We start from the raw sequence: 13,737 nt of genomic DNA on the forward strand, positions 1-13,737 counted from the left end.
TCTGAATAAATTCAGACGGCCTTTCCATCTTCTATTTTTCTTTTTCCCACTCCTTCAACAATCTCTTCACCGACACCGGATACGGTGTCTTCAATTCCTGCGCAAACAGCGACACTCTCAATTCTTCAATCATCCATTTAAACGCTGCAAGGCCGTCTGAAATGGGTTGTCCTTGTTTTACCAAGCTGTCGGTTTTCTCCTGCCACATTTGTTCCAGTTCTTGAATATCGGCTTCGCGGGCTGCGTCGCGGGCGGGGTTGCCGCTGTATTTTTCAAGGCGCAGGGTCATGGCTTTGAGGTAGATGGGGAGGCGCGGCCATTGTGCCCACGGGGTGTGGGTGGCAAAGCCGGCGGCGAGCAGGGTTTGCAGGCGTAGTCTTAGGAGGTGAGTCAATGGGTGTTTGCCGAGTTTGCTGTTGAGTTCGGCATAGGCGGCGGCGGTTTCCTGCAAGTAGCGGCTGAGGGCTTCTTTGACGGCAGGCAGGCGGCTGCGGGCGCGTTTGATTTGCTCTTTGAAGGCTTTTTCGTTGCGCGGCAGCTCGTCTTCGCCGATAAAGGCGCGGTTGCAGACAGCTTGGGTGAGGTCGTCGCGCAAGGTGTCGGCGTTGATGTGTTTGAGCAGCATGGCGGCTTGGGTAAAGCCTTGGATGCCTTTGTTCAGGTCTTTAACTTGTTCTTTTAATTGCAGCTTCATCAATTCGATTACGCCTTGACGGTGTGCCTGCTCGGCGGCTTCGGTGGTGTCAAACAGGCGCAGGGCGATGCGGCCGTCTTTTTCTTTTTGCAGGCCGAGGTAGCCGGTGAGCTGTTGTTTGCCGCGGGCGAATTTGATGGATTCGGGCAGGGTGCCGATGTCCCATGTGGTCACGTTGTCGCGCTCGAATTCTTGGGTGTTGTCACGGAAGGTGACGGCGGCGGCTTGGCCGAGTTGTTGTTGCAATTCGTGCAGTTTGCGGCCGCCGGCAAGCTCTTGTCCTCCGTCGTCGATAATGCGCAGATTCAGATAGCAGTGTTCGGGCAATTCTTGCGCCGCCCATGCGTCTTGGTCGATTTGCTCGAGAATCCGCATATCGCCGGCACTTTTGGCGATAAAGTGCGCCAACTGGGGAATGATGGACGCTTGGCGGTCGGGATTGCTTTCGAGGAATTTGGTGATGAAATCGGGGACGGGCACGCAAATGCGGCGGATTTGCTTCGGCAGGGCTTTAATCAGCAACTGGATTTTTTCGCGTAACATACCGGGCACCAGCCATTCGAGCGACGGCGCGTGCAGGCGGTTGAGGACGGTCAGCGGCACGGTCATGGTCACACCGTCGAGCGGATGGTGCGGCTCGAAGCGGTAGGAAAGTTTGAACTTGCCGTCTGCGGTTTGCCAGAATTTGGGGAACTGCTCTTCGGTAATGTGCGCGGCGGCGTGTTGCATCAAATCGTCGCGACTGAGGAACAACAGGCGCGGATTGTCGCGCTCGGCAGTTTTGAGCCAGGCTTCAAAGGTGCGGATATCGGCAAGGGGCAAAGGTTTCAGACGGCCTTTTTGAGATGCTGGCTGCTTTTTAGGTTTGGGGTCGTCTGAAACATTTTGTCGGGTATGTAAACTCGGTTCACGCTCGCGGTTGTCCGCATCATTGGCATCTGCGTGCGCGGCTTGCGCCACACGTCCTGCGTTGCGCTGGTTTGCTTGTCCGTTTTGATCGACTGTCTTGTCCGACTGGGTTTGTCCGCCCTCTTCACTTCCCCAAATGCCGCCTTTCGCGTCTTTCCACACCAGCTCGGGCAGGCGTTCGTTATAAAACGCAAACAGGGCTTCGTCGTCGACCAATACGTCTTGCTTGCGCGATTTGTGTTCGAGTTCGGTAATTTCTTTAATCAGCTTTTTATTGTGGGCAAAAAAGGCCGTCTGAAGATTGCTTTCCTGCGCCACCAATGCGCCGCGGATAAAGATTTCGCGCGCTTCTTCGGGCGCAACTTTGCCGTAAGACACGGGGCGGCGCGGCAATACGGTCAGGCCGTAAAGCGTCACGCGTTCGCTGGCGACGACTTCGCCGCGTTTTTGTTCCCAGTGCGGCTCGAAATAATGGTAGCGGACGAGGTGCGGCGCTTCCTGCTCGATCCATTCGGGCTGGATAACGGCGACATCGCGCGCGTAAAGGCGCGTGGTTTCAACCAATTCTGCCGCCATCACCCATTTGGGTTTGGCTTTGAACAGGGCTGATGCCGGGAAAAGGTGGAAACGGCTGCCGCGCGCGCCGGTGTAGTCGTTGCCGTCGGGCGATTTCATGCCGACGTTGGCGATGAGGCCGGTGAGCAGGGCGCGGTGGATTTGTTCGTAGCCGGCTTCTTTGGCGGCACGGATTTGGGCGCGGTGTTGTTTCTTATCCAGTTGTTTTTGTTTGAGCTTGGCCGCCAAATCTTGGTCGCCTTGGTTTTCAGACGGCCTTAATTGTTCTTGGGTAGGAGGTTGTCGAAACGCGGCTTCTTTGGTGGTCAAACCCATTTCAATCGCGGTTTGGGCAAGCTGGTGGTGCAGCTCGCGCCATTCGCGCATACGCAGATGCGATAGGAAATATTGTCGACACCACTGCACCAGCTGCTTGTTGGACAAACCTTTGTCGCGCTCGCGCTGGAAGCTGTCCCAAATATTCAGATAGGCAAGAAAGTCAGATTGCTTGTCGGTAAAGCGTTCATGCGCCTTGGCCGCGGCATCGCGCGCTTCCAACGGCCGCTCGCGCGGGTCTTGAATCGACAGTGCGGACGCGATCACCAATATTTCTGCCATGCAGTCGTGTTTCTTCGCCGCCAGCAAAATACGCGCGATTTTCGGGTCGATGGGCAGGCGCGCCATTTGCTCGCCGAGTTTGGTCAGACGGTAGCGCGTGTTGGCACCGATATGGCCCGAACTGTTTTGCAGGCCGTCTGAAATATTGGCTGGGTTGGATCGGGCATCCATGCCTGATCCGCGTACTTGGTTTTTCATATTTTGCATAGTCTTGTCGGTCGGGCATCTTCCCCGACATCATCTAAATTTGTCTTTATTGGTTTTCACGCCACTTATTGTGGATAAACATATTCCGCCTTGCCGTCGCGAATGTTCAAGCTGCCTGCATCGCCTGTAATCAGGTTGCCCGTTACCGAGCCTTCGCGACAACCTGAAACCGGCATATCATAGCCCAGCGTGTGAATCAGAAACGTGGAAAGCTGCTGATGGAAGGCAATCTCGCAAGGCGCAAAAGCCTGGTTGGCAGCCTGCTGCACGGCCTTATCCGGGCTGTACAACACCAGCGGCACAAGATAGCTGTCGGGCTGTACCGTTCCTTGATTGTAGGTATCTTGGCGCACATACTGACCATGATCGGAGGTATAGGCAAACAGCCAGTTGCCGTCAGGCTGCTTTTGCAGCTGCTCGAATACGGTTTGAATCATTTGGTCGGTTTTGTGGATGGTGTTGTCGTACTTATCCACAATATTGGCTTCACCGAATACTTTATCTTGAGGCTGCAACAATGCGCCGTATGGGACGTGCGAACCGCGTTGGTGCAACACAATAAAATGCTTGCCCCGCTGCAAATTGATTTTGTCGAACAAGGGCAGCAGCTTCTCATCAGGCATATTGTCGCCGTTGCCGTAGCCAAGCTGCGTCGGCTGAATCAGATGGTCAATCCATTTCTTACCGATTAAGTTCAAAATCGCCATCTCGTTTTCAGCCTGCGCGCTGTAAAAATACGTTTCATAGCCCTGCTCTTTAGCGAGGCGGAACATATTGGTATCGCCGCTGCTGATTTGCTCGTAGCCGTTGGCATGCGGTATCGCATTAAAAAAGCTGGGCAGGGACACAGCCGTCATCAAAGCGGCGGAATAGCTTTGTTTCACAATCGGCTTAAAGTCGGCTTGCGAAAGTTGGGTTAAAAACGGCGAAGTTTCGCGGCCGTAGCCAAACAATTTCAAATGCGCCGCGCTTTCACTCTCGCCCATAATCAGGATGATATTTTGAATACTGCCTTGTCCGGTTTTGCTTGGCGCTGGCTGTTTGAACACAGGGATTTTGCTTAAATCAAACAACTGATACGGCAATACGCGCCCGACAAAATAGCCGAAGCTGAAATAATTGGCTTTGATGCGGCTGTATGTTGGTTTGGGCGAAATACCGTGTTCCTGCGTCGTACTGAATGAACGTCCAAAAATCAATAACATCGCCGCAATAAACAATATATCGGCGGCAAAATGCGTCTTACGGCGGAACTTGGCAAGGCTGCAAAACAACACGACCTCCAACACGCCCCACAACGCAGGCAGCCACAACTTATCCAACATCGACGCGCCCGCGCTGCCGACTTCGGTAACCTCTTTCAGCATCAACCAATAATTAATGCCTGTCATCCAACTTTGATAAACCGCATAATGCACATTGTTGGCAATGATGCTGAGCGCAAAAAACAACGCAATCAGCAATCGTGAAGCCTTATAACGCGCAAACAGATACAGCGCAGCAATTACAAATGTCAGTGCAAACGTTTCTGCAATTTTCGCAGCCGGCAGGGTTTCAATCCCGAATACAAAACGATAGGCAATTTCGCTGGCAGTCAGTAAAGACGAATACAGAACAAGCGTGAAGAAAGATTTTTTCATCATTAATATTTCACAATAAAAAATTTACCGATTGAGTTTTAAAACCCAATATTCCCTTTTCGATAGTTTTTAGTTTCTCAATGATTTAGGCCGTCTGAAAATGAAACATGGCCTGCCATTTGATTAAGAAAGATTTTATTTTCAGACGGACTCCACCGCACCCAACTCCAGCAACACCTGAAAACCGTCATTGATATACCGCGAATCGGGCATTTCTAAAAATGGGAATGCCGCTACGTCGCCCAGGTTCAGTGATGCCATGCGCAGGATGACGGCGGCGAGGTTGCTGCGGACGATTTCTGGGTCGGTGAATTCGGGGCGGCTGTTGAAATCTTCTTCTGAAAACAGTCGGATACACACGCCTGCGGAGACGCGGCCGCAGCGGCCGGAGCGTTGGCGCGCGGCGGCTTGGGAGATTTTTTCGACATGAAGCTGCTCCACTTTTGCCCGCGCGGAATAGCGTTTGACACGCGCGAGGCCGGTGTCGATGACGTATTTGATGCCCGGCACGGTGAGCGAGGTTTCGGCGACGTTGGTTGCTAACACAATGCGGCGTTTTGCGCCTGAAGGGTGGAAGATTTTGTGCTGTTCGGCGTGCGACAGGCGTGCGAACAGGGGCAGGATTTCGTCGTTGCGGCGCAGTGTGGATTTGCGCAAGGCTTCGGTGGCTTCGCGGATTTCGCGTTCGCCCGGCAGGAATACTAAAATATCGCCTTCGCCATAGCGTGCCAATTCGTCGGCTGCATCGACAATCGCGTCGGTCAGCTCGACTTCTGCATCGTCTTCGTCTTTGCTGGTCAGCGGTCGATAGAGGATTTCAACAGGATACGTCCGTCCGCTTACTTCCAGCACAGGCGCGCCGTTGAAGTGTTGGGAAAAGCGTTCTGCGTCTATCGTTGCCGAGGTGATGATGACTTTCAAATCGGGGCGGCGCGGCAGCAGTTGTTTCAAATAGCCCAAGAGGAAGTCGATGTTCAGGCTGCGCTCGTGCGCTTCGTCAATGATAATCGTATCGTAGGCGGTGAGATAACGATCGGTCTGGGTTTCCGCCAGCAGGATGCCGTCGGTCATCAGCTTGACGCAGGCATCGCGTGAGGTGTGGTCGGTAAAGCGCACTTTATAGCCGACCGCGCTGCCGATTTCGGATTTCAGCTCTTCGGCAATCCGCTCTGCTACGGAACGCGCGGCCAAACGGCGCGGCTGGGTATGCCCGATCAATCCTGCCGCCCCGCGTCCGAGTTCCAAACAAATCTTGGGCAGCTGCGTGGTTTTGCCCGAACCGGTTTCGCCGCAAATAATTGTTACCTGATTCTCGGCAATGGCTTTTTTGATTTCGTCGAGTTTTTCGTGAACGGGCAGCGTGTTGTTGAATTCGGGCTTGGGCAGTTTGGACAGGCGTTGCAGATAGAGGTCGTGCGATTTTTTGTATTTTTCCTCAACCTTGGCCAAGCCGCCGTATTTATTGGGGTTTTTAAAGGCAGATCGCAGAAAATGGCGGTCTTTGGAGAGAGTTTGGGCGAAATCGGGTTGTGGCATGATGGTGCAATAAATTGAATAATGTGAAAAGAATGGAATTATAGCAAAAGGCCGTCTGAAACTTGCTTGCTTTCAAGTTTCAGACGGCCTTTGTATGGATAAACCGTTTTAGTCGGCGGCGTGCCAAGGTTTTTGCATACCGGCGTGGAAACTCGGTTTTTCTCCGCCCCACAAGGTGTCGATGTCGTAAAAGTCGCGCACGGCAGGGAGCATGACGTGGACAACGAGGTCGCCTGCGTCGACGAGCGTCCATTCGCCGCTGTCGCCTTCGGTGCTGAGGATTTCAAAACCGGCTTCTTTCAAATCGACGGCAACGTTGTTCGCCAATGCTTTGACTTGGCGCGTGCTGTCGCCGCTGGCGATAATCATGCGGGCGAACAGGGAGGTTTTGTCTTGGGTTTCCAAAACAGAGATGTCTTTGGCTTTAATGTCTTCGAGGGCGTTTACGGCCACTTCGACCATTTTTTGCAGGTCTTGCAATTCTTGTTCGTTCATTATTTTCCTAGTTGAAATGTTTTCAGACGGCATTATAGCTTATCTGCCTGAATAAACGCTATTTTTCATAGAGTTTGTGTTGGCGGATATATTGGGCGACGGGTTGCGGCAGGCCGTCTGAATGGTGGGTTTTGGCGAGATTGGCACGGATTTGGGTGGAGCTGGTGTTGTGCAGCGGCGCGTTGAGGATGCGGACGCTGCCGTTTTGCAGGGCTTCGCCGAGCCATGCGTGCAATTCGCGCGGGGTTTTGTTGAGGTTGTCGCCTTGGCGCATGGCGATGGCGATATTAGTCTGGCGCACAAGGGTTTGCCATTTTTTCCATGTGTGCAGCTGCATCAGGCTGTCGCTGCCCATCAGCCACCACAGTTGCGCGCCGGGAAATTGCTGGCGGAAGATTTGGACGGTATCAAACGTATAAGTCGCGCCGTCGCGGACGATGTCGCAGTCGCTGGCGGCGAATTTCGGCTCGTCGGCGATGGCGAGTTCAACCATATTGAGGCGCTCTTGTGCCGGCGTGCGCGTGCTGTCTTTGTGGTACGGGTCGCCTGCCGGCAGGAAGACGACGAGATCCAAACCGATTTCGTCGGCAAAGGCGCGGGCGATGTGGAGGTGGCCGTTGTGAATGGGGTCAAACGTGCCGCCGAATAATCCGATGTTTTTCATTTCGTGGTGGTGTTTGCGTTAGATGTTTTGGCCGTCTGAAGCAGGCAGGCTGCCGTCAACAATCAGGTTGAGCTTGCCGGTGGTCGGGTGGATGACCAGGCCGTGGATGGCGATGTTGTCGGGCATCAGCGGATGTTTGCGAATCAGCTCGACGGTATGGCGCACGCTGTCTTCGACGTTGTCAAAACCGGTCAGCCAGCCGTCCAAATCAATACCGGCATTGCGCAGGGTTTCGATGCGGTCGTCGGGGATATTGCTGTCATGTACGCGTTGGAGGAACTCTTCGGCGTGTAGTCCGCGCATACCGCAGTCGTGGTGGGCAATGACCATGATTTCTTTGACTTTGAGTTCAAATACGGCAACCAACAAACTGCGCATCACCGAACCCCAAGGGTGGGTCACCAGCGCACCGGCGTTTTTGATGAGCTTGGCGTCACCATTTTTCAATCCTAAAGCATTGGGCAGCAATTCGATAATGCGTGCGTCCATGCAGGAAAGAATGGCCAGCTCGCGGCCGGGGTATTTGTTGGTGAAATATTTTTCGTACTCTCCCGATTCAACGAAACGTTGGTTGTAGGAAAGGATATCGGTCAATTCACTCATGATGATGTGCTCGTTTCGGATGATTTACTCTATTATAGCGGTTTTCAGGGGGTATGGTTGTTTTGCAAATTCGCCGTAAACGGCTAAAATCGACGTATCTTTAGTTCTTTTGGAGGATGCGCCATGTCTCAGTCTTTCCGTTTTGAACAAGTATTCACACCCGATATCCACGACGCATTGTGGGATTGGGCGCAAACAAGCTATGGCGCATCCGACGATTGGTGCATTCTGTATCTCAACAGCCTGCCTTTAGGCCATCTGAACCCATCATGGCGCGAACGCCTCGGGCAAGATTGGACAGGCAGGCAGTCAACCCTTTCAGACGGCCTGAATTTGGAAACCGACAGCTGGGCAGAAATGGGCGACAGTTTGCAAACGCTGGCGCAACAATGGCGCGAGTGCGGTTGGCTCAAAGGTTGGCGCGGTGAAAAGTTTGACATCTGCGACCAGTCGGGCAAGCCTTTATGCGCACTAGAACGCGCCGCCTTCCGTCCGTTCGGCCTGATGAGTCAGGCTGTGCATTTGAACGGATTGGTCGAAACAGAAAACGGTTTGCGCTTTTGGATAGGCCGCCGTAGTCCGCACAAAGCCGTTGATCCAAACAAACTCGACAACCTGACCGGAGGCGGCATCAGCAGCGGCGAGAGGCCGTCTGAAGCTGTCTGTCGCGAAGGTGAAGAAGAAGCAGGCATTCCCGCTTCCTTAACCCCCCATATCCGACCGACTGCCCAAATATATAGTTTGCGCCCCGTTAACCGCGGTGTCCACAACGAAATCCTGTATATCTTCGACATCGTCCTGCCCGAAGGCTTCCAACCTGCCAACCAAGACGGCGAAGTCGCCGGTTTTGAACTGATGGACATCCCCACCCTGATCGATGCCATGTTGGGCGGACACATGATGCACGATGCCCAGTTGGTCACGATCGAAGCCTGCCGTCGATACGGCTTAATCGACCCCAAACATCCGCTGTCCGCATGGCTCGACAGCATCCGTTGCCGACCCCATTTTTAAAGGCCGTCTGAAACCATGTTGCAACTCAAAAACATCAACAAACGCTTCGGCAGCAAAACCGTTGCCCAAAACATCAACCTAAACGTCGACGCAGGCGAAATCCTCGCCGTACTCGGCCGCTCCGGCTGCGGCAAATCCACCCTGCTCAAAACCATCGTCGGCCTGGTGCGTCCCGACAGCGGCGAAGTCTGGCTCAACGGCGACAACATCACCGACATGCCGTCTGAAAAGCGCAATATCTCGCTGATGTTTCAAGACTACGCCCTTTTGCCGCATTTAACCGCCCTCGACAACGTCGGTTTCGGCCTCAAAATGCGCCGTCTGCCCAAAGCCGAAATCGAAGAACAATCCATGCAGGCCTTGCGCGACATCGGTTTGGAACACGAAGCGCAACGCAAACCCGAAAGCCTCTCCGGCGGCGAACAGCAACGCCTCGCCCTCGCGCGCGCCCTAATCACGCGTCCGTCGCTGTTGCTCTTGGACGAAGCCTTCTCCAGCCTCGACACCCACCTGCGCCACCACCTGCGCACCCTGACCGCCGAACGCATCCGCAGTCAAAACATCCCCGCCATCCTCGTGACCCACTCCGCCGAGGAAGCCTGCACCATGGCCGACACCATCGCCATCATGCACGAAGGCCGCATCCTCCAACACGGCACGCCGGAAACCCTTATCCGCCGCCCCGTCAACGCCCAAGCCGCCCTGCTGCTCGGTTTGGCCAACACCGGCGACACACGCTACATTCCCCAACACGCCATCCGATTCGACCCGGACGGCACAGCCGTCCGCATCAGCGAAGCCGTCCCCCTCGCCGAAGGCATACGCCTCACCCTCGCTCATCCGCAATACGGCGATTTGATTTGGTACCCCCACGCCGACCACGATATGGACAAACCGCAAACCGGACAGGAAATCCGCATCAGCGTGGATGAAAGTCAGATTGTTTGGTTTGATTGAATTTGATGGATTAAGAAAAAGAAAAAGGCCGTCTGAAATTTAAGTTTCAGACGGCCTTTGTTATCTCAGCCATCAATCAGACAAACCCATCTGATCTACAAGCGCTTTTTACTTCACTTTCGTACATACCTCACGGGCAGTCCCGTCTTCAGACACCAATTTGCCTGTTTTATCCAGTTGATACACATTATCTTTTCCGGGTTTGTCCATCTCCGCGACCAATCCGGTGTACATCATGCTTTCCAAGAGTCGTCCATCCTCCGACTTTTCCAACCACGCCAGCGTTTCGGGGCTGTGCTGTCGTGAAACTTCGCTATATTTGATTTGGCTTTCCGTCAAGGCATTGTTTTCAAAACGCCATTTCCCTGAGCCGACAACACGGTATGCCAAGACATTGCCGTCATCATCGATTTTGAGTATAGCATCGCCACGGAAACTGCCGTCCTGAAGATATTCGACTTTTGCATCACTGCGAATGTTTTCATCAGAACCCACGCAATGCCATGTACCGACAATCGGAGAAGCCAGAGCAGTTGTTGCGGATAAAAGCACCGGCAAAATAAAGAGTTTCATCTATTTCCTTTCTTAAAATAGGCCATCTGAAAAGTTGCAACGACATTGAAGCTGCATTTTCAGACGGCCTTTGCGAGTATTCTGTCGCAGGCAGACGTTCAAGAGATGTAAAGCACGAGGACGGCAATCAGCACCAGCTGGACACCCAGCTTTATCAGCGCGGTACGGCTGACGAAGTAGATAAACCAAGTGCCGGTCAGACTCAACAGTAGAATAATAAGCCATGGCCACCATTTGTTGAGGTGGACGGCTTCGGTAAAGCAGGTATGAATATGAAGTACGACGATGGCGACGATGAGCAATATAGGCACGATGTAGTCCATAATCTGATTTCCTTTTGATGAGGCCGTCTGAAAACCGTGGTTTCAGGTTTTCAGACGGCCTTGTCTATTCAATCAAAATCAGTCTTTCAACTTCGCCAACTGAGTTTGAACTTTCGCCATTTTGTCTTCCAATTCCACCAAATCGGCTTTGTCTTTTTCCACCAAATGCGCCGGGGCTTTGTCGGTGTAGCCGGGTTTGGACAGTTTGGCGTTGAGTTTGTCCAAGGCTTTTTGCAGCTTCTCGGCTTCTTTGCTCAAACGGGCGGTTTCGGCGGCTTTGTCGATTTCGACTTTCAGCATCAGGCGCGCGCCGTTGCAGACGGCGACAGGTGCGTCTTCTGCTTCGGGCAGGCTGTCCACCAGCTTGGCTTCGGTCAGTCGGGTCAGAGACGGCAGGTATTTGAGCAGGCCTTCGAGTTCTGCACTGCCTTCGACAAAGAGCGGTGCTTTGACGTTTGGCGCGATACCCATTTCGCCGCGCAGTTTGCGCACTTCTTCCACCAAGTCTTTCAATGCGGCCATTTTATCGAAGGCCGTCTGAACGATTTTCTCTTTATCGGCTTGCGGATAGGCGGCCAACATGATGCTGTCGGCGGTTTTGGCATTCGCCAGAGGCGCAACGACCTGCCACAGCTCTTCGGTAATGAACGGCATGATTGGGTGCAGCAGGCGCAGGATGGTTTCGAGTACGCGCACGAGGGTGCGGCGTGTGGTGCGCTGGGTTGTCGGGCAGCCGGTTTGGATTTGCACTTTTGCCAGCTCGATGTACCAGTCGCAATATTCGTTCCACACAAATTCGTACAGCGTTTGCGCGGCAAGGTCAAAGCGGTAGGTTTCAAAGGCTTCGGCAACGGCGGCTTCGGCTTGTTGCAGTTTGCCGATAATCCATTGGTCGGCGAAGGTAAACGCCAACGGCTGCATTTCGTCTTGACCGCAGTCTTTGTCTTCGGTGTTCATCAACACGAAGTTGGTGGCGTTCCACAATTTATTGCAGAAGTTGCGGTAGCCTTCGGCGCGCTTGAAGTCGAAGTTCACGCTGCGACCGAGGCTGGCGTAGCTCGCCATGGTGAAGCGCAAGGCGTCCGCGCCCATGCTGGGGATACCTTCGGGGAAGAGTTTTTTCGTGGCTTCTTCCACTTTCGGCGCGGTTTCGGGTTTGCGCAGACCGGTCGTGCGTTTCACTAGCAGCTTGTCCAAGTCGATGCCGTCGATCAAATCCACAGGGTCGATGACGTTGCCTTCGGATTTGGACATTTTTTTGCCTTCGTGGTCACGCACGATGCCGTGGATGTACACGTCTTTAAACGGTACTTTGCCGGTGAAGTGTGTGGTCATCATAATCATACGCGCCACCCAGAAGAAGATGATTTCGTAGCCTGTTACCAAGACGTTGGACGGCAGGAAGGCTTTGAGTTCGTCGGTTTCAGACGGCCAGCCGAGCGTGGAGAACGGCACGAGCGCGGAGGAGAACCATGTATCCAATACGTCTTCTTCGCGGGTCAAGCCTGTTTTGCCGGCTTGTTTTTCGGCTTCTTCCTGATTGCGGGCAACGTAAACATTGCCTGCTTCGTCGTACCACGCGGGGATTTGATGGCCCCACCACAGTTGGCGCGAGATACACCAGTCTTGGATGTTGTTCATCCATTGGTTGTAGGTGTTGACCCAGTTTTCGGGAATGAAGCGCACTGCGCCGCTGTCGACGGCTTTTTTGGCTTTGTCGGCGAGGCTCAAGCCTTTGAATTCGCTGTCAGGCTCGCCACCGTTTGGGGTGGCGGACATGGCGACAAACCATTGGCTGGTCAGCATCGGCTCAATCACTGAGCCGGTACGGTCGCCTTTCGGCGTCATCAGCGTGTGCGGTTTGATTTCGACCAAGAAGCCTTGTTCCTGCAAATCGGCAACCATTTGTTTGCGCGCGGCAAAGCGGTCTAAGCCTGCGTATTTTTCAGGCAGGGCAAAGCCTGGTTGCGCTTCGCCTTTGAAGTTGAACACTTCAGCGTTTGCCAGCACTTTGGCTTCCAAATCGAACACATTAATCAGGCGCGTGTCGTGGCGTTTGCCGACTTCGTAGTCGTTAAAGTCGTGCGCAGGCGTGATTTTCACGCAGCCGGTACCGAAGTCTTTTTCAACGTATTCGTCGGCGATAACCGGAATGGTGCGGCCGGTCAGCGGCAGGATTAATTCCTTGCCGATTAAGTGGGTGTAACGTTCGTCTTCAGGATTGACGGCAACGGCAACGTCGCCCAGCAGCGTTTCGGGACGGGTGGTCGCCACGATAACGGCTTCAGCAGGATTGTCAGCCAGCGGATAGCGGATGTGCCACATAGAGCCTTGTTCTTCCACGCTTTCCACTTCCAAATCAGATACTGCCGTACCCAAAACCGGATCCCAGTTCACCAAGCGTTTGCCGCGGTAAATCAAGCCTTGCTCAAACAGGCGCACGAACACTTCGGTCACGGTTTCGGCGCGCACGTCGTCCATCGTGAAATACTCGCGCGTCCAGTCGGCAGAACAGCCCACGCGGCGCATCTGCTGCGTAATCGTGCCGCCGGACACTTCTTTCCATTCCCATACTTTTTCCAAGAATTTTTCGCGGCCCAAGTCATGACGAGACACGTTTTGCGCGGCAAGCTGACGCTCGACCACGATTTGTGTGGCAATGCCCGCGTGGTCGGTGCCCGGAATCCAGGCGGTATTGCAGCCTTTCATGCGGTAGTAGCGGGTCAGGCCGTCCATGATGGTTTGGTTGAAGGCATGACCCATGTGCAACGTACCGGTTACATTGGGCGGCGGCAGTTGGATGGAGAAAGACGGTTTCGTCAAATCCATATCAGGCTGGAAATAGCCCTGCTCTTCCCAGTTTTGATAATGTTTGGATTCGATTTCGGCTGGATTGTATTTGTCTAACATGATGGAACTTTGTGAAATTAAGGTTATTTTTGATGTGCG

At 53.6% G+C, this 13,737-nt stretch carries 11 protein-coding genes; 2 read left to right on the forward strand and 9 right to left on the reverse strand.

The features are described 5' to 3' along the window. Positions 1 to 31 precede the first annotated feature (31 nt). From ACTHTJ_RS07460 to ACTHTJ_RS07485, 6 genes are all read right to left on the reverse strand, one after another. Positions 32 to 2,983 carry a DUF3418 domain-containing protein gene (locus ACTHTJ_RS07460; RefSeq protein ID WP_083297172.1) on the reverse strand — a complete coding sequence of 984 codons (2,952 nt, stop codon included), beginning with the start codon at positions 2,981 to 2,983 and terminating at the stop codon, positions 32 to 34. A 65-nt stretch (positions 2,984 to 3,048) separates the two neighbouring features. Further along, the gene (gene lpt3 / locus ACTHTJ_RS07465; RefSeq protein WP_141745150.1) at positions 3,049 to 4,626 is read right to left on the reverse strand and encodes a lipooligosaccharide phosphoethanolamine transferase; all 1,578 of its coding nucleotides are present in this window, start codon (positions 4,624 to 4,626) and stop codon (positions 3,049 to 3,051) included. Between the two features lie 138 nt (positions 4,627 to 4,764). Continuing rightward, the gene (hrpA, locus tag ACTHTJ_RS07470; RefSeq protein ID WP_083297173.1) at positions 4,765 to 6,159 is read right to left on the reverse strand and encodes an ATP-dependent RNA helicase HrpA; all 1,395 of its coding nucleotides are present in this window, start codon (positions 6,157 to 6,159) and stop codon (positions 4,765 to 4,767) included. A 108-nt stretch (positions 6,160 to 6,267) separates the two neighbouring features. Next, complete coding sequence (gene rsfS, locus ACTHTJ_RS07475; protein WP_002246503.1) at positions 6,268 to 6,654, reverse strand: ribosome silencing factor; 387 nt, start codon at positions 6,652 to 6,654, stop codon at positions 6,268 to 6,270. Positions 6,655 to 6,712: 58 nt separating this feature from the next. Beyond that, a complete protein-coding gene (nadD, locus tag ACTHTJ_RS07480; RefSeq protein ID WP_295863280.1) occupies positions 6,713 to 7,318 on the reverse strand; it encodes a nicotinate-nucleotide adenylyltransferase in 606 nt (201 codons plus the stop codon). Positions 7,319 to 7,336: 18 nt separating this feature from the next. Next, positions 7,337 to 7,921 (reverse strand): beta-class carbonic anhydrase, encoded by a 585-nt coding sequence (locus ACTHTJ_RS07485; RefSeq protein ID WP_070461258.1) that lies wholly within the window; start codon positions 7,919 to 7,921, stop codon positions 7,337 to 7,339. A gap of 123 nt (positions 7,922 to 8,044) precedes the next feature. Here ACTHTJ_RS07485 and ACTHTJ_RS07490 point away from each other — a divergent pair, with 123 nt between their 5' ends. Together ACTHTJ_RS07490 and ACTHTJ_RS07495 are read left to right on the forward strand one after the other, a co-directional pair. Then, positions 8,045 to 8,935 carry an NUDIX hydrolase gene (locus ACTHTJ_RS07490; protein WP_070583778.1) on the forward strand — a complete coding sequence of 297 codons (891 nt, stop codon included), beginning with the start codon at positions 8,045 to 8,047 and terminating at the stop codon, positions 8,933 to 8,935. Between the two features lie 15 nt (positions 8,936 to 8,950). Beyond that, positions 8,951 to 9,892, forward strand: coding sequence for an ABC transporter ATP-binding protein (locus ACTHTJ_RS07495; protein ID WP_070583780.1), 942 nt, complete (start codon positions 8,951 to 8,953; stop codon positions 9,890 to 9,892). Between the two features lie 108 nt (positions 9,893 to 10,000). Here ACTHTJ_RS07495 and ACTHTJ_RS07500 read toward each other — a convergent pair whose 3' ends face one another. From ACTHTJ_RS07500 to ACTHTJ_RS07510, 3 genes are all read right to left on the reverse strand, one after another. Next, positions 10,001 to 10,465, reverse strand: coding sequence for a hypothetical protein (locus ACTHTJ_RS07500; protein ID WP_070583781.1), 465 nt, complete (start codon positions 10,463 to 10,465; stop codon positions 10,001 to 10,003). A 98-nt stretch (positions 10,466 to 10,563) separates the two neighbouring features. Beyond that, the gene (locus tag ACTHTJ_RS07505; protein WP_283120565.1) at positions 10,564 to 10,788 is read right to left on the reverse strand and encodes an enterochelin ABC transporter; all 225 of its coding nucleotides are present in this window, start codon (positions 10,786 to 10,788) and stop codon (positions 10,564 to 10,566) included. Positions 10,789 to 10,866: 78 nt separating this feature from the next. After that, entirely contained in the window at positions 10,867 to 13,698 is a 2,832-nt protein-coding gene (locus ACTHTJ_RS07510) for a valine--tRNA ligase (protein ID WP_070583783.1), read from the reverse strand. Positions 13,699 to 13,737 lie beyond the last annotated feature (39 nt).

This window comes from Neisseria sp. P0018.S001, from assembly GCF_051957355.1.
Taxonomy (GTDB): Bacteria; Pseudomonadota; Gammaproteobacteria; order Burkholderiales; family Neisseriaceae; genus Neisseria; species Neisseria subflava_A.